We start from the raw sequence: 21,680 nt of genomic DNA on the forward strand, positions 1-21,680 counted from the left end.
CGTCGGCGAACCTGCCGGCGGCCCGGTCGTCCGTCCGGGATCGGGTGGTCGTGGATGGTCGGGGGCCCTCAGCCCCGCGACGGTCCGCCCATGCGGGCCAGCACGAGCTGCTCCAGCACCTGCGCGACGGTGTACAGGGCGAGCGAGACCAGCGTGATCACCACCACGAGGGCCCACACGGTGGTGTTCTGGGCCCGACCGAGCGCCGACACCACGCCGTAGCCGATGCCCTGGCCGGTCGCGAGCCACTCGGCGATCAGCGCCCCCGTGATGGCTCCGGGGACCGAGATGCGCACGGCGGCGAAGAACGACGGCAGCGCCGAGGGCATGTCGACGGTACGCAGCCGGGCCGACGTCGACCCGCCGTACACCGCCACCACGTCGTGCAGCTGGGGGCTCGTGGAGCGCAGGCCGAACACGATGGTCACCAGGGCCGGGAAGAGCACGACGATGCCCGCGATGACCGCCACGGTCACCGTGCCCCGGCCGAACACCATCGAGATGACCGGGGTCATGGCGATCAGGGGCACCGAGCGCAGCAGCATCGCCACCGGCATGATCGTGCTCTGCGCGGACCGGGACACCACGATCGCGCAGGCCAGCGCCACCGCCGCGACCATGCCCGCGACGAAGCCCAGGGCCGCGTCCGCCAGCGTGGTGCCGAGCAGGTCGAGGACCTGCGCCCGGTTCTCGGCCGCGTCGTCCTCGGTGAACAGGTACGCCCACACGTCGAGCGGCCCCTTGCCGACGTAGGGCGAGACGTCGAGCAGCTCGAGGAACGCGACCCAGACCACCAGGACGATGCCGAGCGTCAGCGCCGCCCCGCCCAGGGCCCGCAGCACACCCGTCACCGGGTGCCCCTGGCCCACGGGGTGACGAGCCGGGCCAGCAGGGCGAACAGGCCGTACCCCGCTCCGGCGACCAGCCCGCAGACGATCATCATCCCCCAGGCGCGCTCGGCGTCCAGGCTCTGCTGGGCGTTGACCAGGGCCGGGCCGACGCCCCGGTCCACCCCGCCGATGTACTCGCCGAGGATCGCGCCCAGGAACGCCGCCGGGGCCGCGATCTGCAGCGCCGACAGGATCGACGGCACCGCGGACACCAGCTGCACCCGCGACAGCTGCTGCCACCGGCCGCCGCCGTAGACCTGCACCACGTCCAGGGTCGCGGGGTCGGCGGAGCGGAACCCGAGGACGGCGCCGACGACGGTGGTGAAGAACACCGAGATCGCGGCCAGCGCCACGGCCGTGCCGGACGGCTCCCCGGCCGCCGGCGGGCCGATGACGATGTAGAGGATCGGGGTGATGGCCACCAGGGGGATGCAGTAGCTGATGACGGCGACCTGGGTGATGACCTTCTCGGTCCACGGGGCCAGCAGCACCAGCGAGGCCAGCAGCAGGGCGAGGCCGTTGCCCCAGGCGAACCCCCGGACCGCCTCGTCGACCGTCGCCAGGAAGTTGTCCCGGTAGAACCCGAGCCCGTCCTCGCCCCACTGCTGCACGACGCCCGGCGGGGTGGGGACGAGCTTGTCGGCGAACACCGTCACCGCCAGGACCCACCACAGGGCGACGAGGCCGACGACGCCGCCGGTACCCGACAGCACGGCCCTCGTGCGGTCGCGGTCCACCGTCCAGCGGCTGGTGGGCGGGACGGGGGCGGTCGGGGCCGCCGGGGCCGGGGCGCCCACTCAGTGCCCGCCGACCGTGCCGAACAGCAGCTCCGAGGCGCGGTCGTGGAGGGCGTGGAACTCCGGCGTGCGCATCATCTCCGGGAGCCGCGGCCGGGGCAGGTCGACCTCGATCACCTCGCTGATCCGGCCCGGGCGCGGACTCATCACCGCGACCAGGTCGGACAGGAAGATGGCCTCGGAGATGCCGTGGGTGACCATGAGCGTGGTGGCGGGCTTCTCGGTCCAGATCCGCAGCAGCTCGACGTTGAGCCGCTGCCGGGTCATGTCGTCCAGCGCGCCGAACGGCTCGTCGAGCAGCAGCACCGACGGCTGGACGACGAGCGAGCGGGCGATGGACACCCGCTGGCGCATCCCGCCCGACAGCTGGCCGGGCTTGGCGTCCTCGAACCCCTCCAGGCCGACCAGGCGCACCAGCTCGCTGACCAGCGCCTCGTCCGGCTTCTCGCCCGACACCTCGAACGGCAGCCGGATGTTCGCCCGGACCGACCGCCACGGCAGCAGCGCCGAGTCCTGGAACGCGATGCCCAGGCGGTGGTCCCGGCGCAGCTCCAGCGGGGTGCGGCCCTCGACCAGGGCCGTGCCGACCGTCGGGGTCTCCAGGCCGGCGAGGATGCGCAGGATGGTGGACTTGCCGCAGCCCGAGGGCCCCAGCAGCGACAGGAACGTGCCCCGGGCGGTGGACAGCGTGGCGTCCTCCAGCGCGACGACGCTGCGCCGGCCCATCGCGAACGTCTTGCCCAGCCCGTCGATCCGCACCCCGGTGCCGGTGGCGTGCGCGCCGGCGGTGCCCTGCCCCTGGCTCACCCGATCAGCTCGGGCTTCTCGGTCAGCAGCTCGTCCAGCAGGGACAGGTCGAACAGCTCGTCGGCCTCCAGCTCGATGCCGGCGGTGGCCAGGGTGTCGAGGTTCTGCTGCACCAGCTCGTCGCTGATCGTGAAGATGCCGTTGGCCTCGGTCTCCTCGGTGACGATCAGCAGGTCGTTCTGGGTGGTGGCCTGCGCGACCTCCTTCTCGAGGTCCAGGTCCAGGTCCGCGCCGTACTCCTCGACGGCGAGCCGGGCTCCCTCCTCGGGGTCGGCCAGGGCGTCCTGCCAGCCGCGGATCTCGGCCTCGAGGAACGCCTTGACCATGTCCGGCCGCTCCGCGATGGTCTCGTCGGTCGCGATGACGCTCTCGGCCACGAAAGGCAGCCCGTTGTCGGCGAACAGCAGGTTGGTGACCTCCTCGCCGGCCGACTCCACCGTGATGGACTCGTTGGTGATGTACGCCAGGAAGCCGTCCACGTCACCGTTGACCAGCGGCGACGGGTCGTACTCGACCGGCACCTTCTCCACGTCGGCGGGGTCGATGTCGTTGGCGACCAGCAGGGCGTCGAACAGCGTCTCGTTGCCACCGGCCTGCACCCCGATCCGCTTGCCGACCAGGTCGGCCGGGGTGGCGATGTCGCCGCCGTCGGCCAGCGACAGGATGGTGAACGGGTTCTTCTGGTAGGTCGTGCCGACGATCTTCAGCGGCGCCTCCTCCTCGGCGATCACCTGGCCCACGGTCACCGCGTTGGTCAGGCCGAAGTCCGCGCCGCCCGACAGCACGATCGACTCGGTGGCGCCGGGACCGGCGTTGAGGGTGACCTCGCCGAAGCCGGCCTCGTCGTAGTAGCCGTTGGCGTCGGCGAAGAACTCGCCCGCGAACTCGGCGTTCTTGATCCAGGACAGCTGCACCGTGATGTCGCCGTGGTCGGCGGCGGCCGCGGCCTCCCCGCTCGGCTCCGCGTCACCGCCGGCGGTGTCGTCGGACCCGCAGGCGGCCAGGACGAGCCCGGCGGCCAGCAGGGCGGTGGCGGTGCGGACCAGGTCCGCGGGACGACGACCGAGGGGGGACGTGCGCATCATGAACTCCCAGAGGGGGCAGGGTCCGGTCGCGGCCGGCTCGCGCGGGGGAGGACCCCCGGCTGGTGAAAGGTAGGCAGCCCGCGTTTCGGCGGTGCGTGTGCGACGTTTCCGCCTCGTGACGAACCGGAACCGGCCGCGACGGCGTCCCGTCCGTCGGTCCCCGGTGCGTGACGTTCTCGGCCCACGCGTGTCTGAAGGGGTGTGACCGTCCTCGTCCGTCCGTCGTGGCGCCTGCCCCGACGTGGGGACGGCACGCCCGCGCGGAGCATCCGCGGGGATGTCGACACGGAGGTTCAGCATGGGAATCGGCGACAAGATCTCGAACAAGGCCGAGGAGCTCGTGGGCAAGGCCAAGGAGGCGACGGGCGAGCGCACCGGCGACGACGAGCTCAAGGCCGAGGGGCGCGCCCAGCAGGGCGAGGCCGGGCTCAAGCAGGCCGGCGAGGACGTCAAGGACGCGTTCCGCACGTAGGCGCCGCCCGCGCGGACGGAGGGCCGCGCCCCGACGGCCCGACCGGACCCGCTCGTGCGGGCCCGGCCGGGTCGTCGTCCGTGCCCGGGCGGACTAGGTTGCGACAGGCGCCCCGCGAGGCGCAGGACGACGGACGACGGAGAGCGAGCGATGACCCGGTGACGACAGCGACCGCGGACGGACCCGGCGTGGGACCCGCGTCCGAGCCCATCGCCGGGCGCGGGCTGGACGACGGCACGCTGGTGGTCCGGGCGCGTGACGGGGACGTCAACGCCTTCGAGGTCCTGGTGCAGCGCTACCAGTCGCAGATGTACCGCCTGGCCTACCGGATGCTGGGCAACCGCGGGGACGCCGAGGACGTGGTGCAGGAGGTCTTCCTGGCCGCGTGGCGTCGGCTGCCGGAGATCCGCGAGGGCGCCGCGCTGCCGGGGTGGCTGTACCGGACCACGACCAACCGCTGCCTGAACGTGCTGCGGGCCCGCCGCCCGCGGGCCGAGGTGGACCTCGACCTGACCGAGTCGCGGTCGCCCGAGGGCGAGCCCGAGCGGGCCGCGGAGACCGCCGAGCAGGTCCGTGCCCTCACCGTCGCGCTGCAGCGGCTGACCCCGGAGCAGCGAGCGGCCTGGCTGCTGCGGGAGGTCCACGACCGCTCCTACGCCGAGATCGCCGGTATCCTCGGCGTCAGCGCGACGGCTGTGCGGGGTCGGATCGCCCGGTCGCGCGTCGAGCTCGCGGAGGCGATGCAGCCATGGCGCTGAGCAGCCGCACCGGCGCCCACGTCCTGCCCTGCGGGCGTCACGTCGAGGACCTGTGGGACACGATGGGGTCCGCGCCGGACGCCCACGTCCAGGGCTGCCCCCACTGCCGGACGGCGCTCGCGAGCCTGGCCGCGCTGGCCGAGGCGACCCGGGCGGTCTACGACGACGAGTCGCTGACCCCGCCGCCCACCCTGACGAGCCGGATCATGGCCGCGGTCCGCGCCGACGTCCGGCGCACCAGCCGGCTCCCGCTGGCCCCCGGCGAGCACGGGCCGGTCGACATCAGCGAGCAGGCCGTGGCCGCCGTCCTCCGCTTCGCGGCCGACTCCGTCGACGGCGTCCGGGCGCGGCGCTGCCGGCTGCACCGGCTCGAGGACGGCTCGGTCCGGGTGGACCTCAGCATCAGCGTGCGGTTCTCCGGCGGGACTTCCGTGGCGACGGTGGACGTCGTCCGTGACCGGGTGCGGGCGGTGGCCACGGAGCACGTGGGGCTCGACGTGGCGGGGATCGACGTCGAGGTCGAGGACGTCTGGGACGACGAGACATGAGCCCCAGCGTGAGCCCGGCGCCGAGCGCCGCCGGGTGCGGCACGGGCGCCGCATGAGCGCCGCCGCCGTCGAGGTGGTGCTGGCGGAGTCCGTCGTCGCCGCGGTCGCCGCCCACACCGCGCGCCGCACCCCCGGGGTGCTGCGGGTCGAGACGGGCCTGGGCGGTCTGGTGCAGCGCCTCGCCGTCCGCGCCCGGCACGAGGTCAGGGCGGACTCCGACGACGAGGACCGCCCGGCCGACACGGGCGGGGTCGACGTGGAGCTGGTGGGGGACGAGGCCGACGTGCACGTCTTCCTGGCCGTGCAGGCCGGTTTCCCGGTGACCGCGTGCGCGCACGAGGTGCAGCGCCGGGTGGTGGAGGCGCTGGTGACCGACGTCGGGCTGCGGCAGGTCCGGGTGGCCGTGTCGGTCCTGGACGTGGCCCTGGGCGACGCGACGGCCGACGCCCACGGCACGGGGGTCCGCTCGTGAGCAGCGACGTCGTGCCCGTGTCGTCACCCGGTGGTCCGGGGCCGGCCGGGCTCAGCCGGTCGGAGGTCCGGGACGTCGTGGCCGACGCCGTGGGGTCCGTGGCGGGGCTGTCGCTGCTCGTGCCGCTGCGCAAGGAGGCGCTGCGGCTGACCGGCGGCGACGAGGGGATGGCCGTGAGCGTCTCCGAGGACCTCGTCGAGGTCAGGCTGGTCGCACTCCGCCTGCCCCTGCCGCCCCTGCTGGAGCGGGCCGGGGGAGCGGTCCGGCACGCGCTCGCCGGCACGCGGTGGGCCGACGTGCCGGTGCGCCTCGTCGTGGCCGAGCTGGCCCGCTCGGCCTTCGACGACCGCTGACGCGGGACCTCGACGAACTCGTCGCCCGGACCGCGTGACGTCTGCGTGCGTCGTGTGTCTATCAGGGTGAGCGACGTCCTCCTGGGACGTCGCCGACCCAGGACCATGAACGCGAGGAGCACCCCATGAGCAACCCCACCAGCACCAGCAGCGCCAGCAGCACCGGCGACGCCGTGAGCGAGCGCAACGGGTCGCGTCGCGACCAGCGCAGCACCGGCACCGACCTCGTCGGCCAGGACGGCCGCACCACGATCGCCGACGTCGTCGTGTCCAAGATCGCCGGCATGGCCGCCCGCGACGTGAACGGCGTGCACGCCCTCGGTGGCTCCGCCTCGCGCGCCTTCGGCGCGATCCGCGAGCGCATCCCCGGCGCCAGCAGCAGCGTGAGCCAGGGCGTCAGCGTCGAGGTCGGCGAGCGCCAGGCCGCCGTCGACGTCGACCTGGTCGTCGAGTACGGCGTGGCGATCCCCGACGTGGCCGACGCCGTGCGTCGCAACGTCATCCAGTCGCTGGAGCGGATGACGGGCCTGGACGTCATCGAGGTCAACATCACGGTGGACGACATCTACCTGCCCGGTCAGGACGACGAGGCCGACTCCCGCCAGGGCCAGGAGCGCTCGAAGTCCGCCGAGCCCCGCGTCCAGTGAGCCAGGCACCGACGCCCGCGTCGGTGCCGTCCCGCCCGCCGGTCGGCGGTGAGGACCCTCGTGCGGAGCACCTCGCCGACGTCCTCGCCGCCGCCGTCCTGGCCACCCCCGGGGTGGTCGGGCTGCACGGCGGGCGGTTCGGCGAGATCGGGACCTACCTGCCCGGCCGTCGCGTCGTCGGCGTCCGGGTGAGCCCCGGGCCCGGCCCCGACACCGGGTCCGGCCTCGGCCGCGGACCGGGCAGCGTCGAGCTGCACGTGGTCGTCGAGCCGTGGTCCCTGCCCGGCGTGGGCGAGACCGTCCGCGAGGCGGCCACCCCGCTCGCCGGCGGCCTCGACGTGTTCGTGGTCGTGGCCGACGTCGTCGACCCCGTCCAGCAGGCCGCCGAGCGGGCGGCGGCCGACGAGGCCGTCACCACCCCCGCACCCAACGAGCCCGACCGGTCCGCCGGTCGCGAGGAGAACGCGTCATGAGCACCACCACCCTGGGTCTGACCGCCGGCCTCGCACTCGGCTTCGCCGCCGCGTTCGGCGGGTTCGCCGCCTTCGTCGTCGTGCTGCTGTTCGGCGCCGCCGGCCTGCTGGTCGGTCGCGTCCTCAGCGGCCAGCTCGACGTCTCGGCGCTGGTCGGCGACCAGCGCAGCCGACGGTGACGGTGCCCGCGGACCCGCGTGGCGTCACCACGGTCGCCGACCGGGTCGTGCAGAAGATCGCCGGGCGGGCCGTCACCGAGGTCCCGGCCGCCGGGGGCGCCGCCCGCCGCGTGCTCGGCATCGCGCTCGGCGACGACGAGTTGCAGGACCACCCCGTGGTCGACGCCCACGTCGACGGCGGCGTCGTCACCGTCGACGTCGAGATGTCCGTCACCTACCCCGAGCCCGTGGCCGACGTGGCCGGCGCCGTGCGACGTCGCGTGGACGAGCGGGTGAGCAGCCTGACCGGTCTGCGCGTCGCCCAGGTCGACATCCGCGTCACCAGCCTGGTGACCGGCACCCCGGCCACGAGGAGGGTCGAGTGAGTCGCCGCACCCGACGGGTAGTTCCCGCGGTCGTCGCCGGGCTCGCGCTGCTGGCGCTCGGCGCCTGGGCGGCCACCGCCGCCCTCGGGCACCTGCTGGGCCAGGACCCCACCGGGACGGCCGGGCCGCTGGCCCGCGCCCTGGCCGGGGCCCCGTGGCAGGACCCCGTGGTCGTCGCCGCCGGTGCCGTCCTGCTCCTGCTCGGCCTCCTGGCCCTGCTGGCCGCGCTGCTGCCGGGGCGGCGGGTCGTGCTCGCCCTGCAGGGCGCGGGCGCGACCGGTCCCCGGGCGGGCATCACCCGCACCGGGCTGCGGCGGGCCGTGGCGGCCGCGGCGGAGGACGTCGACGGCGTCGACCGCGCCGACGCCACCGTGCGCGACGGTCGGGTCGAGGTCCGGGCCCGGTCCGGGCTGCGTGACGTCGGCGACCTGCGGGCCCGCGTCGAGCAGGCGGTCACCGACCGCCTGGCCGCGATCCCGCTGGCCCGCCGGCCGAGGGTGCAGGTCCGGACCACGACGACGAGGAGCGACGCGTGAGCACCACCATGTCCAGCCGTCCCGGACGGCTCAACCGGACCCTGCTGGCGCTGCTCGGCGCCGTCCTCCTGCTGTCAGGGGCCGCCGTGCTCGCCCTGGCCACCGGGGCGCTGTCGGGCGTCCTGCCCGGTCTGGCCCCGCCGGATCAGCCCGTGCTCCCCGAGGCGGCCCTCGGCTACCTGCTCGAGCAGCCCTGGGTGCCCGTCGCCGTGGCGGCGCTCGGGGTCCTCGTGGCCCTGCTGGGCCTGCGCTGGCTGCTCGCGCAGCTGCCGCGGCGCAGCGGGACCGGCCGCATCGGCCTGGGCGGCGAGCCCGGGCGCGGCGTCACCCGCCTGGACGCCTCGACCGTGGCCGACGCGGTCGAGCACGACGTCGAGGGCTACGCCGGGGTACGCAGCGCGCACGCGGCCGTGTCGGGCGGCCGGTCGCAGACCACGCTCACCCTGTCCCTGGTCGTCGACCCCGGCACCGACCTGCGGGCGCTGACCGAGCGCGTCCGCGACCACGCCCAGGCCCGGCTGGCCCGCGCGCTGGGCGTCGACGAGGTCCGGGGTCGCCTGCTGGTGACCACCGGCCGCGGGGGCGGCAGCACCACCGTCGCCTGAGCGTCCCCCTGTCCGGCGCGGCCCTCCTCGGCCCCGGGAGCCCGGCCCTCAGAAGTCGGAGCTGCTAGAAGTCGAAGAGGTTGCCGCGCAGGCCGCCGTCCCCGGGCTCGCGTCGCAGCACCCCCCTGCGGCGCAGCTCGGGGACCAGGTCGTCCAGCATCCGGTGCACCGTGCTGGGGTGCAGGTCGCCGGAGAAGATGATGCCGTCGTTGTCGGCGTCCTCGCCCAGCTCCTCCACGACGTCCGCCAGCTCGCCCGCCGTTCCCACCAGCCCGGTGCGGTCGGCCAGGCGCCCCTTGCGGGCCTTGCGGGCCAGCAGCTCGCGCAGGGTGTCCACCCCGAGCTCGCCCTGCTTGCCCAGCAGCCCCCGGACCGTCCCCTGGCTGACGTGGTCGCCGAAGGCCGACGCCTGCAGCGGGGCATCCAGCGGCAGCCGGGTCAGGTCGGTCTCCAGGTCGCTGGACCAGGCGAGGGCGACCTGGCGTAGCACGTCCTCGTCGGGGTGCAGGGACGCCGCCACCACCCGGTCGGCCTCCTCGGCGCTGCTGACGACCTCCGGCTTGAGCACGAACAGGATCCGCAGGTCCTTCTCGCTGCGCCCGTGCCGGGCGGCCGCGTCCAGCACCTTGCGCCGGTAGGCCCGCACGCTGCCGGCGTCCAGCGGGGCCAGCGCCAGCTGCACGTCCGAGCGGGCCCCGGCGAAGCCCAGGCCCCGGGGCGACCCGCCGGGGGAGACCACGACCGGGTCGTCGCCGCCCGCGAACGGCACGGCGTTGAGCGGCCCGGCCACCTCGAAGTGCTCCCCGCGGTGCCGGAACGCGTCCAGGCGCGCCCCGTCGGCGAACCGGTGCGTGTCCTCGTCGGCGACCAGCGCGCCCTCGCCCCAGCTGTGCCAGAGCCGACGCACGACGTCGACCCACTCCTCGGCCCGGTCGTAGGCGGCGTCGTGGCCCAGCGGCTCGGCGCCGACGTGCCGCGCGCTGCCCACGTCGGTCACCAGGTTGACCCCGAACCGGTACCCGCTCAGGTGCTGCAGCGTCGCCGCCTGGCGCGCCGCCAGGTAGGGCGGGGTGATGCCGGCGTTGATGGTGGGGGCGATCCCGATGTGCCGCGTGGCGTCGAACAGGTACGGCGCCAGCAGCAGCGGGTCGTGCTTGGGCCCGCCGTAGGCCGCGCGGACCCGCAGGTCGAGCGTCTCGTCGTTGCCGAGCGAGACGGCGTCCTCCATGATCACCAGGTCGAGCCCGGCCTGGTCGAGCTGTCGGACGGCCTGCTGGTAGAGCGCGGGCTCGGTCCAGCGGTAGCCCCACCGGTGGTCGTCGCGGCCCCACCCCTGCGGACCGAACCCGCGCGAGAAGAACCAGCCGAAGTGCTGCAGTCGTGCCACGGGTCTGCTCCGTCGTCTCAGGCGGCGGCCACGGCCGAGGAGGCCGGGGCGGACGCGGGTGCGGGGGCGTGGGTCTGGGTGTGGCTCTGGGCGTGCGTCTGGGTCTGGGGCGGCGGCGCCGGGGTCCGGGGCGTGCCGGCGCGGACGGCGGCCAGGCCGCGCTCCAGGTCGGCCAGCAGGTCGCGGACGTCCTCGATGCCCACCGACAGCCGCAGCAGCCCCGGCCAGATCCCCGCGGCCCGGCGCTCGGCCTCGGTCCGCTGCGCGTGGGTGGTGGTCGCGGGGTGCAGGACCAGCGAGCGGACGTCGCCGACGTGCGTCATCCGGCTGAACAGCGTCACCGCGTCGAAGAACCGCCGGGCGGCGGGTTCGCCGCCGGACAGGGTGAACGCGAAGACCGACCCCGCCCCGTCGGGCAGGTAGCGGCGGGCCAGTGCGGCCGAGGGGCTGGAGGCCAGGCCCGCGTGGTCTACCGAGAGCACCTCGGGCTGCTGCTCGAGCCACTGCGCGAGGGCCAGCGCGTTGCGGCTGTGCTGGGCCACCCGCAGCGACAGCGTCTCCACTCCCTGCTGGATGAGGAACGCGTTGACCGGGGAGATGGTGGGACCGAGCCGGGCCGCGATGACGTGGCGGGTGAACTCGACGTAGGCGCGTGGTCCGAACCGCTGCACGTAGCTCGCCCCGTGCAGGGCCCGCGAGGGCTCGTTGAGGTGGGGGAAGGCGTCAGGCCGCGCGCCGAAGTCGAAGGTGCCCGCGGTGACGACGACCCCGCCGAGCGAGGCCCCGTGCCCGGACAGGAACTTGCTCGCGGAGTGCACCACGACGTCGGCGCCGTGCTCGATCGGCCGCAGCAGGTACGGCGTCGCGAGGGTGTTGTCCACCACGAGGGGGATCCCGTGGGAGTGGGCCAGGTCGGCGACGGCGCGCAGGTCGACGAGGTCGTTCTTGGGGTTGGGGATCGACTCGGCGAAGAGCGCGCGGGTGGTGGGTCGCAGCAGGTCCCGCCACTGCTGCAGGTCCGTCGCGTCGTCGACGAAGTCGACCTCGATGCCGAACCGGGCGAAGTTCTCGCGGAACAGCCCGCGGGAGCCCTCGTAGATGCTGCTCGTGGACAGCAGGTGGTCCCCGGCCTGCAGCAGGCCGAGCAGCGCCACCGTAACCGCGGCCTGCCCGCTGCCCACCAGGATGGCCTCGTCGCCGCGTTCCAGGCCCGCGAGACGCCGCTCGAGGGCCGTGCAGGACGGGTTGCCGATCCGGGAGTAGGTGTAGCCGTCGTCGTCCCCGGCGAAGCGGGCCCGGGCCTGCTCGAAGTCGTCGAACACGAAGCCGGCGGTCAGGTAGATCGGCGGGATGCGGGCACCGAAGCCGCCCTCGGCCTGCTCACCGGCGTGGACCTGGGCGGTGGCGAAGGACCAGGGCTGCTCCGTGGTGTTGGTGCTGCTGGTGGTGGTGGTGCCGGTGGTGGGGTCGTCCGGGGCAGGGGTCGGGCGGGACATGGCGGGGCCTTTCTCCGGGGACGGCCGTGCGGCGTCGGCGCTCGCAGCAGCGGTCCCCGCGGGGACGAGGTGGCGCGTGGACGGGGTGAGGGGTGGGGTCCGGGACCGGACCGGGCGCGACCGTGGTCGCGCCGCCTTCACATCCGACAGGGCTCGCTCTCGCGGACGGCGGTGTGCACGAGGGTGCGGTGGGACGTCAGCAACCGGACGGCGGTGCGCAGCGGGCCGGACATGTGATCACTCCATCGGTCCTGGCGGTAGCACCGACCCCGACCCACGAGGGGGCGGCGAGGTTGCTGCGACGTCGACGAGCCAGGTCTCTCGGTCGCTCTGGATGGTGGGCCCAGTGAAGCGGCGCAGACGGCGGCGTGTCAACGAACGGGACGGCCGTCTCGTCAGGTGGGCGGAGCCTCACCCGTCCGGGCGTACCGGGCAGCGACACGACACGCGGCCTCGACGGTCCGACCCGGCCCTGGCGGCCTCCCGCGTCGCTGCTCGGTGCACGACCTCGGTGCGGCAGCATGGGCCCGTGGAGCTGCCCGACCCGACCGAGCCGCTGCCCGACCTGGCGCGCACCGCCCTCGTGGTCGTGGACGTCCAGCGTGGCTTCGCCGACCGGGCGTGGTGGGGCCGACGTGACAACCCGGCGTGCGAGGCCAATGTGGCCGCCCTGCTGGAGACGTGGCGTACGGCCGGCCGGCCGGTGGTGCTGGTCCGCCACGACTCGACGACGCCCGGCTCCCCGCTGACCCCGGGCACGCCCGGGCACGCCTTCGCCGACTGCGTGGGGGAGGGCTGCGACCTGCTCGTCACCAAGACCGTGAACTCCGCCTTCCACGGCTCACCCGACCTGGACGCCTGGCTGCGCGCCACCGGGGTGGAGGCGGTCGTGGTCTGCGGCGTCACCACGAACCACTGCTGCGAGACGACCGCCCGGGTCGGCGCCAACCTGGGCCACCGGGTGCTGTTCGCCCTGGACGCGACCCACACCCACGACCGGCAGGCGCCGGACGGCTCGACGGTCAGCGCCGAGGAGCTCGCCCGCGCCACCGCGACGAACCTGCACGGCGAGTTCGCCACCGTGGTGTCGACGGCCCACCTGCTCTCCGCCGGCTGACGAGCCGGCGGGTCGCGGCCCCCTGCTGCGGGTCGCGGCGGGTCGCGGCGGGTCGCGGCCGTCGCGGGGCTGCTGCGATGCTGCTGCGATGCGGGCGATCAGCATCACCGGTGAGTCCATCAAGCTCGGTCAGCTGCTCAAGCTGGCTGACGTCGTCGACGCCGGCTCCGACGTCAAGGACGTCCTGGCCTCGGGTGAGGTGACCGTCAACGGCGACGTCGAGACCCGCCGGGGGCGCCGGCTGGTGCGCGGGGACCAGGTGTCGACGCGTGCGGAGGACCTCGAGGTCGGCTGAGGTCGTGCCACGCGCCCGGGGCGTCCGGGCTCCGTCCGGACCGGGGACGGGCGCGTCAGGAAGGCGTCTGGACGCAGGGGACGGGGACCGCCCCGGGAGGTGAATGGGCGTCGCGGCCCACCGGGCCGCCGGCCGCCTGCGGTCGTGGTCCCCACCGGAGGTCCCCGTCGTGCCCGACGTGCTCTACGTCCTGCTGATCCTCGCCTCGTTCGTCGCCCTGCTGCTGCTGGTCCGGGTGACCTCGCGGTGAGCCCGGTCGACGTCGTCGCGCTCGTCGTGGCCGTCGGGCTGGCCGGCTACCTGCTCGTGGCCCTGCTGCACCCGGAGAAGTTCTGATGCCGGCCACGCTCGCCGCCACCCTCCAGGTCGGCGTCCTGGTGGCCACCCTGGCCGCCGTCCACGTGCCGCTGGGCGACTACATGGCCCGGGTGTACGGCAGCGACCGGCACCTGGGCGTGGAGCGCGCCGTCTACCGCCTGGCCGGGGTCGACGCCCGGGCGGATCAGCGCGCGAGCGTCTACGCGGTCGCGCTCATCGGCTTCTCGCTGGTCTCGACCCTGCTGCTGTACGCGTTCCTGCGGCTGCAGCACCTGCTGCCGCTGTCGCTGGGCCTGGACGGGATCGACCCGGCCGGGGCCTTCAACACCGCGGTCTCGTTCGTCACCAACACCAACTGGCAGTGGTACTCCGGCGAGTCGGCCATGGGCCACCTGGTCCAGATGGCCGGGCTGGCGGTGCAGAACTTCCTGTCCGCGGCCGTCGGGATGGCGGTGGCCGTCGCCCTGGTCCGCGGGTTCGCCCGCTCGCGGACGGACCGGGTCGGCAACTTCTGGGTCGACCTGGTCCGGGGCACGGTCCGGATCCTGCTGCCGTTCGCCTTCGTCGCGGCCGTCGTCCTGGTCCTCGGCGGGGCGGTGCAGAACTTCGCCGGCGCTCAGGAGGTCACCACCCTGACCGGCGGGACGCAGTCCGTGGTCGGCGGCCCGATCGCCTCGCAGGAGGCCATCAAGGACCTGGGCACCAACGGCGGTGGCTTCTTCAACGCCAACTCCGCGCACCCGTTCGAGAACCCGACCCCGTGGACCAACCTGCTCGAGATCTTCCTGCTGCTGGTGATCCCGTTCAGCCTGCCGCGCACGTTCGGGACCATGGTCCGCGACCGTCGCCAGGGCCTCGCGATCGTGTCGGTGATGGCGGGCATCTGGCTCGCCTTCGTCGCGGTCGTCAGCTGGGCCGAGCGCAGCGCGCTGGGGACGGTGCCGGCTGCGGCCGGGGGCGCGATGGAGGGCAAGGAGACCCGCTTCGGCGAGGCGGCGTCGGCGCTGTTCGCGGTGTCGACCACCGGGACGTCGACTGGCTCGGTCAACTCGTTCCACGACTCGTTCATCGGTCTCGGGGGCGGGGTGCTGCTGCTGAACATGATGCTGGGCGAGGTCGCCCCCGGCGGGGTCGGGGCCGGCCTGACCGGCATGCTCGTGCTGGCGGTGCTCACGGTGTTCCTGGCCGGGCTGATGGTGGGTCGCACCCCGACGTACCTGGGCAAGCGGATCGGCCGGCGCGAGGTCACGCTCGTGTCGCTGTACGTGCTGACCATGCCGGCCCTGCTGCTGGTCGGGGCCGCGGTCACCGCCGCCGTGCCCGCGCTGCGCGAGGCCAGCGTGCAGGACCCGGGGGCCCACGGGCTCAGCGAGATCCTCTACGCCTACGCCAGCGCGGCCAACAACAACGGCTCCGCGTTCGCCGGCTTCGGGGCGGCCACCACGTACCAGAACACCGTCCTGGGCCTGGCCATGCTGGCCGGCCGGTTCGTGCCGATCGTCCTCGTCCTGGCCCTCGCCGGGACCTTGGCCCGGCAGCACGCCGTCGCCCCGTCCGCGGCCACGCTGCCCACCCACACCCCGCTGTTCGCGGGCCTGCTCTCGTTCGTCGTCCTCGTCGTCGCCGGGCTCACGTTCCTGCCCGGCCTGTCCCTCGCCCCGGTCTCGGAGGCCCTGCTGTGAGCCCCACCACCCTGCTGGCCGCGCTGCCGCTGGCCCTGCGCCGGCTGGACCCCCGGGCCCAGCTGCGCAACCCCGTCATGTTCGTCGTCTGGGTCGGCTCGGCCCTGACCACCGTCCTGGCGCTCGTCGACCCGTCGGCCTTCGTCGCCGCCATCGCGGTGTGGCTGTGGCTGACGGTGCTCTTCGCCAACCTGGCCGAGTCGGTCGCGGAGGGCCGCGGCCGGGCGCAGGCGGACTCCCTGCGCCGGGCCCGCAGCGACAGCACCGCCCGCCGGCTGCTGGAGCCCGGGCGCCTGGACGCCGGGACCCCCACCGAGGAGGTGCCCGGGCCGCAGCTGCGCCTCGGCGACCTGGTGGAGGTCCGCGCCGGCGACGTGGTGCCCGGCGACGGCGAGATCGTCCACGGCGTCGCCTCGGTCGACGAGTCGGCCGTCACGGGGGAGTCCGCGCCGGTGATCCGGGAGTCCGGCGGCGACCGGTCCTCGTTGACCGGCGGCACGCGCGTGCTGTCCGACCGGGTCGTCATGCGCGTCACCGCCCGCCCGGGGGAGACGTTCCTGGACCGGATGATCGCCCTGGTCGAGGGGTCCGCCCGGCAGAAGACGCCCAACGAGGTCGCGCTGAACCTGCTGCTGGCCACGCTGACGCTGGTCTTCCTGCTGGCCGTGGTCACGCTCCAGCCGTTCGCGGTGTACTCCGGGCAGGCGCAACCCGTCCCGGTGCTCGTCGCCCTGCTGGTCTGCCTGATCCCCACCACGATCGGGGCCCTGCTGTCGGCCATCGGCATCGCGGGGATGGACCGGCTGGTGCAGCGCAACGTGCTGGCGATGTCGGGCCGGGCGGTCGAGGCCGCCGGGGACGTGGACGTGCTGCTGCTGGACAAGACCGGCACCATCACGCTCGGCAACCGGCACGCGGTCGAGCTCGTCCCGGTCGGTGGCACGACCCTGCTCGAGCTGGCCGGGGCCGCCCGGCTGGCCAGCCGGGCGGACGAGACGCCGGAGGGTCGCTCGATCGTCGACCTAGCCGACCTGCTGCTCACCGACGGCGGCACCACCGCCGACGAGCCGCGGGGGGCCGACTACGTCCCGTTCACCGCCGAGACCCGGATGAGCGGCGTCGACCTGGGCCACGGGGAGCAGACGCGCCGGCTGCGCAAGGGGGCCGGGACCGCGGTGGCCCACTGGGTCGCGGGCCTCGGCGGGCACCAGGCCCCCGGGGCGACCGAGGCCCAGACGGCCGTGACCGTTGCCGTCGACGACATCAGCGGGGCCGGCGGCACCCCGCTCGTGGTGGCCGAGCAGACCGGCGACACCCCGGCCCGGCTGCTGGGCGTCGTGCACCTCAAGGACGTCGTCAAGCCCGGCATGACCGAGCGGTTCGACCAGCTCCGGTCGATGGGCATCCGCACCGTCATGATCACCGGCGACAACCCGCGCACCGCGGCGGCGATCGCGGCCGAGGCCGGCGTGGACGACTTCCTCGCCGAGGCCACACCCGAGGACAAGCTCGCCTACATCCGCACCCAGCAGGAGGGTGGCCGCCTGGTCGCCATGACGGGCGACGGCACCAACGACGCGCCCGCCCTGGCCCAGGCGGACTGCGGGGTGGCCATGAACTCCGGCACGGCCGCGGCCAAGGAGGCCGGCAACATGGTCGACCTGGACTCGGACCCGACCAAGCTCATCGAGATCGTCGCCATCGGCAAGCAGCTGCTCATCACCCGGGGTGCGCTGACGACGTTCTCGGTCGCCAACGACATCGCCAAGTACTTCGCGATCCTGCCGGCCATGTTCGCGGGGCTCTACCCGCAGCTGGACCGGCTGAACGTGATGCGCCTCGACAGCCCGGAGTCGGCGATCCTCTCGGCGGTCGTCTTCAACGCCCTCGTCATCGTCGCGCTCGTCCCGCTGGCGCTGCGGGGCGTGCGGTACCGGCCCAGCTCTGCCGCCGCGCTGCTGCGGCGCAACGTCCTGCTGTACGGCGTCGGCGGGCTCGTGCTCCCGTTCGTCGGCATCAAGGCCATCGACCTGCTCGTGTCCCTCCTGCCTGGAATCGGGTGACCTCCGTGCGTGCCTCCCTGACCCTGCTCGCCCGCCAGTCCGTGGCCGGCCTGCGCCTGCTGCTCATCGCCACCCTCGTGCTGGGCCTGGCCTACCCCCTGGCCGTCCACGGCGTCGGGCGCCTGGTGCCCGACCGGGCCGACGGCTCCTTCGTCGAGCTCGACGGCCGCGTGGTCGGCTCCGCCCTGATCGGGCAGTCCTTCGACGACGACGGCTGGTTCGCGTCCCGGCCCTCGGCCGCCGGGGACGGCTACGACCCCCTGGCCAGCGGGGCGTCCAACCTCGGGCCCGAGAACACCGAGCTCCTCGCCGCGGTGCAGCAGCGCCGCGCCGACGTGGCCCAGCGGGAGGGCGTGGCCCCGGCCGACGTCCCCGCCGACGCCGTCACCGCGTCCGGCTCGGGCCTGGACCCGCACATCTCACCGGCCTACGCCGACCTGCAGGTGCCGCGCGTCGCGTCGCGGCGGGGGCTCGACGAGGTCGTGGTGCGGGGGCTGGTGGCCCAGAGCACGGCCGGGCGCGACCTCGGGTTCCTCGGCGAGGAGCGCGTGAACGTGCTCCGGCTCAACGTGTCGCTGGACGAGCTGTCCCCGTGAGGTCCGGTGCCGAGGGGCCCGCCGAGGGCGGAGACTGCTGGCCATGACCACGGGACGGCTGCGCGTGTACCTGGGGGCGGCGCCGGGCGTCGGCAAGACCTACACGATGCTCGAGGAGGGCCGGCGCCGGGCGGCCCGGGGAACCCAGGTGGTCGTCGGGGTGGTCGAGACCCACGACCGCCCCCGGACGGCCGCCGTGCTCGAGGGGCTGCCGGTGGTGCCCCGCCGGGTCCTCGAGCACCGGGGGGCCCGGCTGACCGAGATGGACACCGAGGCCCTGCTCGACCTGCATCCCGAGGTCGTCCTGGTCGACGAGCTCGCCCACACCAACGCGCCGGGCAGCGCCTGGACCAAGCGCTGGCAGGACGTGCAGGCGCTGCTGGCGGCCGGCATCGACGTCGTGACCACCGTCAACATCCAGCACCTGGAGTCCCTGAACGACGTCGTCACCGCCATCACGGGGATCCGGCAGCAGGAGACGGTGCCCGACTCCGTGGTCCGCGCCGCGGACCAGATCGAGCTGGTCGACATGAGCCCGCACGCGCTACGACGTCGCCTGGCCCACGGCAACGTGTACGCGGCCGACAAGGTCGACGCGGCGCTCACCAACTACTTCCGCGTCGGCAACCTGACCGCGCTGCGCGAGCTGGCGCTGCTGTGGACGGCCGACCGCGTCGACGACGCGCTCGCCCGCTACCGGGCGGACAACGACATCGAGGCGCTCTGGCCCGCCCGGGACCGCGTCGTGGTGGCCCTGAGCGGTGGGCCCGAGGGGGAGGCGCTGGTGCGGCGGGCGGCGCGGACGGCCGGACGCGGGGCCGGCGGGGAGCTGATGGCGCTGCACGTGGCGCGCTCGGACGGGCTGCGCGCCGTGGCCCCGGCGGCGCTGCTGCGCCAGCGCAGCCTGGTGGAGTCCCTCGGCGGCTCGTGGCACCTGGTGGTCGGTGACGACGTCCCGGCCGCCGTCCTGGACTTCGCCCGCGGCGTCAACGCCTCGCTGGTGGTGCTCGGCGAGAGCCGGCGGGGTCGGGTCGCCGCCACCCTGGCGCCCGGCATCGGGCCGGCGGTCATCCGGGGATCGGGCGAGCTGGACGTCCAGGTCGTCACCCACGACCGGGCGTCGGGCCGCGTGGTCCGACGCCGTCGCCGACGGTTGTTCGGGACCCGTCGGCTGGCGCTGGCGTGGACGGTGTCGGTGCTCGGCAGCCTCGGGCTCGCCGCCGGGCTGTTCGTGCTGCGCGAGGACGTGTCCCTGACCACGGCCCTGCTGCTGTCGCTGGGCCTGAGCGTCGGCGTGGCGCTGCTGGGCGGCTGGTGGCCCGCGCTGCTGAGCGCGCTGACCGGTGGCCTGGCCACCAACTTCACCTTCACCGAGCCCCGCTACACGCTGGCCATGAACGAGGCGCAGGAGGTGGTGTCGCTCGGGGTGGTGGTGGCGGTGACGCTGACCGTCTGCCGGGTCGTGGACGTCGCCGCCGCCCGCAGCGTCGAGGCCGCGCGGGCCCGGTCGGAGGCGGCCGCGCTGACCAGCGTCGCGCGTTCGGTCCTGCAGGGCGAGGAGGCCGTGCCGCGCCTGCTCGAGCAGCTCCTCGAGGCGCTGTCGCTGGCCGGGGCGGAGCTGGTGCGGGAGCCGGACGCCGCCGACGACGACCAGGGGGCGCCGTCGGCCGCCGGGGTGCTCGCGACCGCCGGCCGCACGGACGCGGCGCCGGTCACCGAGGTCCCCACCGACGCCGGGCTCAGGCTGCGGCTGCACGGGCGCGAGCTGGCGGCCCACGAGGTCGGCGTGGCCGCGGCGGTCGCCGCACAGGCCGCCGTGGTCGTCGAGCGGGACCGGCTGCGGGCCCAGTCCCGGCGAACCAGGGCCGAGCGGGAGCGGACGGCCATCCGCACCGCCATGCTCGCGGCCGTCTCCCACGACCTGCGCACCCCGCTGGCGGGGATCAAGGCGTCGGTGGGCGGGCTGCTGACCCCGGACGTGGAGCTGGCCGCGGCCGACCGCGAGGAGCTGCTGCGCGGGGTCGACGACGCCGCGGACCGGCTCCAGTCGCTGGTGGACAACCTGCTGGACATGAGCCGCCTCGACGCCGGCGCGGTGCACCCCCGCCCGGCCGTCGTCAGCCTGGACGAGATCGTCCCGCGGGCGCTCGGCGGGGTGCCCGAGGACCGCGTCCACCTGCGGGTGCCGGAGGCGCTGCCGCTGGTGCTGGTCGACCCGGGCCTGGTGGAGCGCAGCCTGGCCAACGTGGTGGAGAACGCCGTGCGGCACAGCCCGGCGGACGCGCGCGTGCTGGTGTGCGCCGAGCACAGCGGGGGTGAGATCGTCCTGCGCGTGGTGGACCACGGCCCGGGCGTGCCGGACGACCTCAAGGCCGAGGTGTTCCAGGCCTTCCAGCGGCTGGGGGACCGGCCGGCGGGGGACGGGGTCGGGCTGGGCCTGGCCGTGGCCCGCGGGTTCGTCGAGGCCAGCGGCGGCAGCATCGAGGCGGAGGACACGCCCGGCGGTGGCCTGACCATGGTCCTGCGGCTGCCGCTCGCCCCGACCGGCGACGTCGTCTTCGTAGGCGTGGACGCCGTCCCGGGGCCGACGTGACCCGGCTGCTCGTCGTGGAGGACGAGCTGGCGCTCGCCCGCGCCCTGGCCATCACGCTGCGCGCGCGCGGCTACGAGGTGGCGCTGGTCGGTGACGGCCGGGCGGCGCTGGACGCCGTGGCGACGACCCGGCCCGACGTGGTCCTGCTGGACCTGGGCCTGCCCGCGCTGGACGGGATGTCGGTCCTGCAGGCGCTGCGGGGCTGGACCGATGCCCTCCCGCGCACGGGGCGCTCAAAACCCAACACGGGCAGCAGGGGAGCAGGGGAGCAGGGGAGCAGGGGGTGGGCGAGTGGGCGGGCGACCGAGTGAAACTGAGGTCTCGTCGGCTCCGACGGTGACCAGCGGTGGTCACCGTCTGGTGGCCTGTCAGTCGTAGTTTTCCGGTTGCAGAGACCCTGAAGGCCCGGTGCCAGCCAGACCACCTTCCAGGTGATGTCCGGCTGCTGCCCTTGGTGCTGCTGGCCTTGTGGGCATGGACTTCTGCGCCGGGCTCAAGGAGCAGCCGGTGCGCGACGACGTCGGGTGTGGCGGTCTCGCGAGGTGGTCCACCCCCGGCACAACGTGCACAGCCAACCGGGGCGTGGAGTGGGCGGACGTGGGCCTGCCGTGCGCGAGCGGTCAGCACCGGCTGGGCTCACTGACCACCAGGACGGCTAGCTAGCAGGACGCATCTCAGGACGCATCGCAGGACGCATCGCAGGACGCAGCGCGGGACGCATCGCGGGACGACGAGCAGGACGACGAGCAGGACGAGGAGCATGATGATGAGTGGTGCCGACGCGGGGTCCAGCACGCGTGATGGGATTTCGCTGCTGATGGCCGCGTTGCGGGAGGACCCGGTCGCGGTCGCGGTCCTCCTGAGCGGCTGGGACCTCGAGCAGAGCCAGCACGTCGCGGCGTTCTGTGCCTATCTCGCCGCGGGCCAGCTCAAGGAGGCAGAGGTAGTGCACCGCCGCCCGGGACTGTACGACGCCGCCCTGCGGGAGGTCGCCCTTCAGCTGGCCGCCAGCGGACGGAGCAGCCTGTCCGCCGAGTAGCCCCGTTCCCGACGGCTTCCCTGAGGTGTCCGCTCCACGCATCCCGATGCGCCTGGGCACTCAACTTCGGGGCCGTGTTGCCGATCATCTTGACGTTGTCGCCCGAC

The 21,680-nt window shown here is 74.6% G+C and carries 27 protein-coding genes and 1 riboswitch; of the genes, 21 read left to right on the forward strand and 6 right to left on the reverse strand.

Going from position 1 to position 21,680, the window contains the following annotated elements; genetic code table 11:
• Nucleotides 1-68: 68 nt before the first annotated feature.
• Genes SJY06_RS07875 through SJY06_RS07890 form a run of 4 tightly spaced genes read right to left on the reverse strand, consistent with a single transcriptional unit; the run spans nt 69 to nt 3,576 of the window.
• A complete protein-coding gene (locus tag SJY06_RS07875) occupies nt 69-851 on the reverse strand; it encodes an ABC transporter permease (RefSeq protein WP_380166328.1) in 783 nt (260 codons plus the stop codon).
• Nucleotides 848-1,687 (reverse strand): ABC transporter permease, encoded by an 840-nt coding sequence (locus tag SJY06_RS07880; RefSeq protein WP_380166329.1) that lies wholly within the window; start codon nt 1,685-1,687, stop codon nt 848-850. The genes SJY06_RS07875 and SJY06_RS07880 overlap by 4 nt, the downstream gene beginning before the upstream one ends.
• Complete coding sequence (locus SJY06_RS07885; RefSeq protein WP_380166331.1) at nt 1,688-2,494, reverse strand: ABC transporter ATP-binding protein; 807 nt, start codon at nt 2,492-2,494, stop codon at nt 1,688-1,690.
• Nucleotides 2,491-3,576, reverse strand: coding sequence for an ABC transporter substrate-binding protein (locus SJY06_RS07890; RefSeq protein ID WP_380166333.1), 1,086 nt, complete (start codon nt 3,574-3,576; stop codon nt 2,491-2,493). Before SJY06_RS07890 ends, SJY06_RS07885 begins: the two co-directional genes overlap by 4 nt.
• A 301-nt stretch (nt 3,577-3,877) precedes the next feature.
• Between SJY06_RS07890 and SJY06_RS07895 the strand changes: the two genes are divergently transcribed.
• The 11 genes from SJY06_RS07895 (at nt 3,878) to amaP (ending at nt 8,987) form a co-directional block, all read left to right on the forward strand.
• A complete protein-coding gene (locus tag SJY06_RS07895) occupies nt 3,878-4,051 on the forward strand; it encodes a CsbD family protein (RefSeq protein WP_380166335.1) in 174 nt (57 codons plus the stop codon).
• A gap of 158 nt (nt 4,052-4,209) precedes the next feature.
• Complete coding sequence (locus tag SJY06_RS07900) at nt 4,210-4,809, forward strand: RNA polymerase sigma factor (RefSeq protein WP_380166337.1); 600 nt, start codon at nt 4,210-4,212, stop codon at nt 4,807-4,809.
• Complete coding sequence (locus tag SJY06_RS07905; RefSeq protein WP_380166339.1) at nt 4,800-5,357, forward strand: Asp23/Gls24 family envelope stress response protein; 558 nt, start codon at nt 4,800-4,802, stop codon at nt 5,355-5,357. The genes SJY06_RS07900 and SJY06_RS07905 overlap by 10 nt, the downstream gene beginning before the upstream one ends.
• Nucleotides 5,358-5,409: 52 nt before the next feature.
• Nucleotides 5,410-5,829, forward strand: coding sequence for an Asp23/Gls24 family envelope stress response protein (locus SJY06_RS07910; RefSeq protein ID WP_380166341.1), 420 nt, complete (start codon nt 5,410-5,412; stop codon nt 5,827-5,829).
• Nucleotides 5,826-6,182: a hypothetical protein gene (locus tag SJY06_RS07915; RefSeq protein WP_380166343.1), complete on the forward strand. Its 357-nt coding sequence runs from the start codon at nt 5,826-5,828 to the stop codon at nt 6,180-6,182. The genes SJY06_RS07910 and SJY06_RS07915 overlap by 4 nt, the downstream gene beginning before the upstream one ends.
• Before the next feature lie 125 nt (nt 6,183-6,307).
• Nucleotides 6,308-6,829, forward strand: a complete 522-nt coding sequence (locus SJY06_RS07920; RefSeq protein WP_380166345.1) for an Asp23/Gls24 family envelope stress response protein — start codon at nt 6,308-6,310, stop codon at nt 6,827-6,829.
• A complete protein-coding gene (locus SJY06_RS07925; RefSeq protein ID WP_380166347.1) occupies nt 6,826-7,302 on the forward strand; it encodes a hypothetical protein in 477 nt (158 codons plus the stop codon). The genes SJY06_RS07920 and SJY06_RS07925 overlap by 4 nt, the downstream gene beginning before the upstream one ends.
• Nucleotides 7,299-7,481, forward strand: coding sequence for a hypothetical protein (locus SJY06_RS07930; RefSeq protein ID WP_380166349.1), 183 nt, complete (start codon nt 7,299-7,301; stop codon nt 7,479-7,481). The genes SJY06_RS07925 and SJY06_RS07930 overlap by 4 nt, the downstream gene beginning before the upstream one ends.
• On the forward strand, nt 7,478-7,846 hold the full coding sequence (locus SJY06_RS07935; protein WP_380166351.1) for an Asp23/Gls24 family envelope stress response protein: 369 nt from the start codon (nt 7,478-7,480) through the stop codon (nt 7,844-7,846). Before SJY06_RS07930 ends, SJY06_RS07935 begins: the two co-directional genes overlap by 4 nt.
• Nucleotides 7,843-8,382 (forward strand): DUF6286 domain-containing protein, encoded by a 540-nt coding sequence (locus SJY06_RS07940; protein ID WP_380166353.1) that lies wholly within the window; start codon nt 7,843-7,845, stop codon nt 8,380-8,382. The genes SJY06_RS07935 and SJY06_RS07940 overlap by 4 nt, the downstream gene beginning before the upstream one ends.
• Nucleotides 8,379-8,987, forward strand: coding sequence for an alkaline shock response membrane anchor protein AmaP (amaP, locus tag SJY06_RS07945; RefSeq protein WP_380166355.1), 609 nt, complete (start codon nt 8,379-8,381; stop codon nt 8,985-8,987). The genes SJY06_RS07940 and amaP overlap by 4 nt, the downstream gene beginning before the upstream one ends.
• 64 nt (nt 8,988-9,051) lie before the next feature.
• Here the strand turns inward: amaP and SJY06_RS07950 are convergent, their stop codons facing one another.
• Nucleotides 9,052-10,374 (reverse strand): LLM class flavin-dependent oxidoreductase, encoded by a 1,323-nt coding sequence (locus SJY06_RS07950; RefSeq protein ID WP_380166357.1) that lies wholly within the window; start codon nt 10,372-10,374, stop codon nt 9,052-9,054.
• 17 nt (nt 10,375-10,391) lie between these two features.
• Entirely contained in the window at nt 10,392-11,870 is a 1,479-nt protein-coding gene (locus tag SJY06_RS07955) for an O-acetylhomoserine aminocarboxypropyltransferase/cysteine synthase family protein (RefSeq protein ID WP_380166359.1), read from the reverse strand.
• Between the two features lie 239 nt (nt 11,871-12,109).
• Nucleotides 12,110-12,211: riboswitch (SAM riboswitch) on the reverse strand.
• A 188-nt stretch (nt 12,212-12,399) separates the two neighbouring features.
• On the opposite strand from SJY06_RS07955, the gene SJY06_RS07960 reads away from it, so the two are divergent.
• The 10 genes from SJY06_RS07960 to SJY06_RS08005 all read left to right on the forward strand — a co-directional run bounded on the left by SJY06_RS07960 (nt 12,400) and on the right by SJY06_RS08005 (nt 21,573).
• Nucleotides 12,400-12,987, forward strand: a complete 588-nt coding sequence (locus tag SJY06_RS07960; RefSeq protein WP_380166361.1) for a cysteine hydrolase family protein — start codon at nt 12,400-12,402, stop codon at nt 12,985-12,987.
• 88 nt (nt 12,988-13,075) lie between these two features.
• Nucleotides 13,076-13,282, forward strand: a complete 207-nt coding sequence (locus SJY06_RS07965) for an RNA-binding S4 domain-containing protein (protein WP_380166363.1) — start codon at nt 13,076-13,078, stop codon at nt 13,280-13,282.
• Nucleotides 13,283-13,385: 103 nt separating this feature from the next.
• A complete protein-coding gene (locus SJY06_RS07970) occupies nt 13,386-13,532 on the forward strand; it encodes a hypothetical protein (RefSeq protein ID WP_380166365.1) in 147 nt (48 codons plus the stop codon).
• Nucleotides 13,529-13,618 carry a K(+)-transporting ATPase subunit F gene (gene kdpF / locus SJY06_RS07975; RefSeq protein WP_380166367.1) on the forward strand — a complete coding sequence of 30 codons (90 nt, stop codon included), beginning with the start codon at nt 13,529-13,531 and terminating at the stop codon, nt 13,616-13,618. Before SJY06_RS07970 ends, kdpF begins: the two co-directional genes overlap by 4 nt.
• Nucleotides 13,618-15,282: a potassium-transporting ATPase subunit KdpA gene (gene kdpA, locus SJY06_RS07980; RefSeq protein ID WP_380166369.1), complete on the forward strand. Its 1,665-nt coding sequence runs from the start codon at nt 13,618-13,620 to the stop codon at nt 15,280-15,282. Before kdpF ends, kdpA begins: the two co-directional genes overlap by 1 nt.
• Nucleotides 15,279-17,345 carry a potassium-transporting ATPase subunit KdpB gene (kdpB, locus tag SJY06_RS07985; protein ID WP_380166371.1) on the forward strand — a complete coding sequence of 689 codons (2,067 nt, stop codon included), beginning with the start codon at nt 15,279-15,281 and terminating at the stop codon, nt 17,343-17,345. Before kdpA ends, kdpB begins: the two co-directional genes overlap by 4 nt.
• A 5-nt stretch (nt 17,346-17,350) precedes the next feature.
• The gene (kdpC, locus tag SJY06_RS07990) at nt 17,351-17,941 is read left to right on the forward strand and encodes a potassium-transporting ATPase subunit KdpC (protein WP_380166373.1); all 591 of its coding nucleotides are present in this window, start codon (nt 17,351-17,353) and stop codon (nt 17,939-17,941) included.
• Nucleotides 17,942-17,984: 43 nt separating this feature from the next.
• Nucleotides 17,985-20,534 carry an ATP-binding protein gene (locus SJY06_RS07995; protein ID WP_380166375.1) on the forward strand — a complete coding sequence of 850 codons (2,550 nt, stop codon included), beginning with the start codon at nt 17,985-17,987 and terminating at the stop codon, nt 20,532-20,534.
• A complete protein-coding gene (locus SJY06_RS08000) occupies nt 20,531-20,845 on the forward strand; it encodes a response regulator transcription factor (RefSeq protein ID WP_380166377.1) in 315 nt (104 codons plus the stop codon). The genes SJY06_RS07995 and SJY06_RS08000 overlap by 4 nt, the downstream gene beginning before the upstream one ends.
• 455 nt (nt 20,846-21,300) lie before the next feature.
• Entirely contained in the window at nt 21,301-21,573 is a 273-nt protein-coding gene (locus SJY06_RS08005; RefSeq protein WP_380166379.1) for a hypothetical protein, read from the forward strand.
• Nucleotides 21,574-21,680 lie beyond the last annotated feature (107 nt).

The sequence above is a fragment of the Jannaschia sp. R86511 genome (genome assembly GCF_042466345.1).
Classification (GTDB): Bacteria; Actinomycetota; Actinomycetes; order Actinomycetales; family JBBAYJ01; genus Aquipuribacter.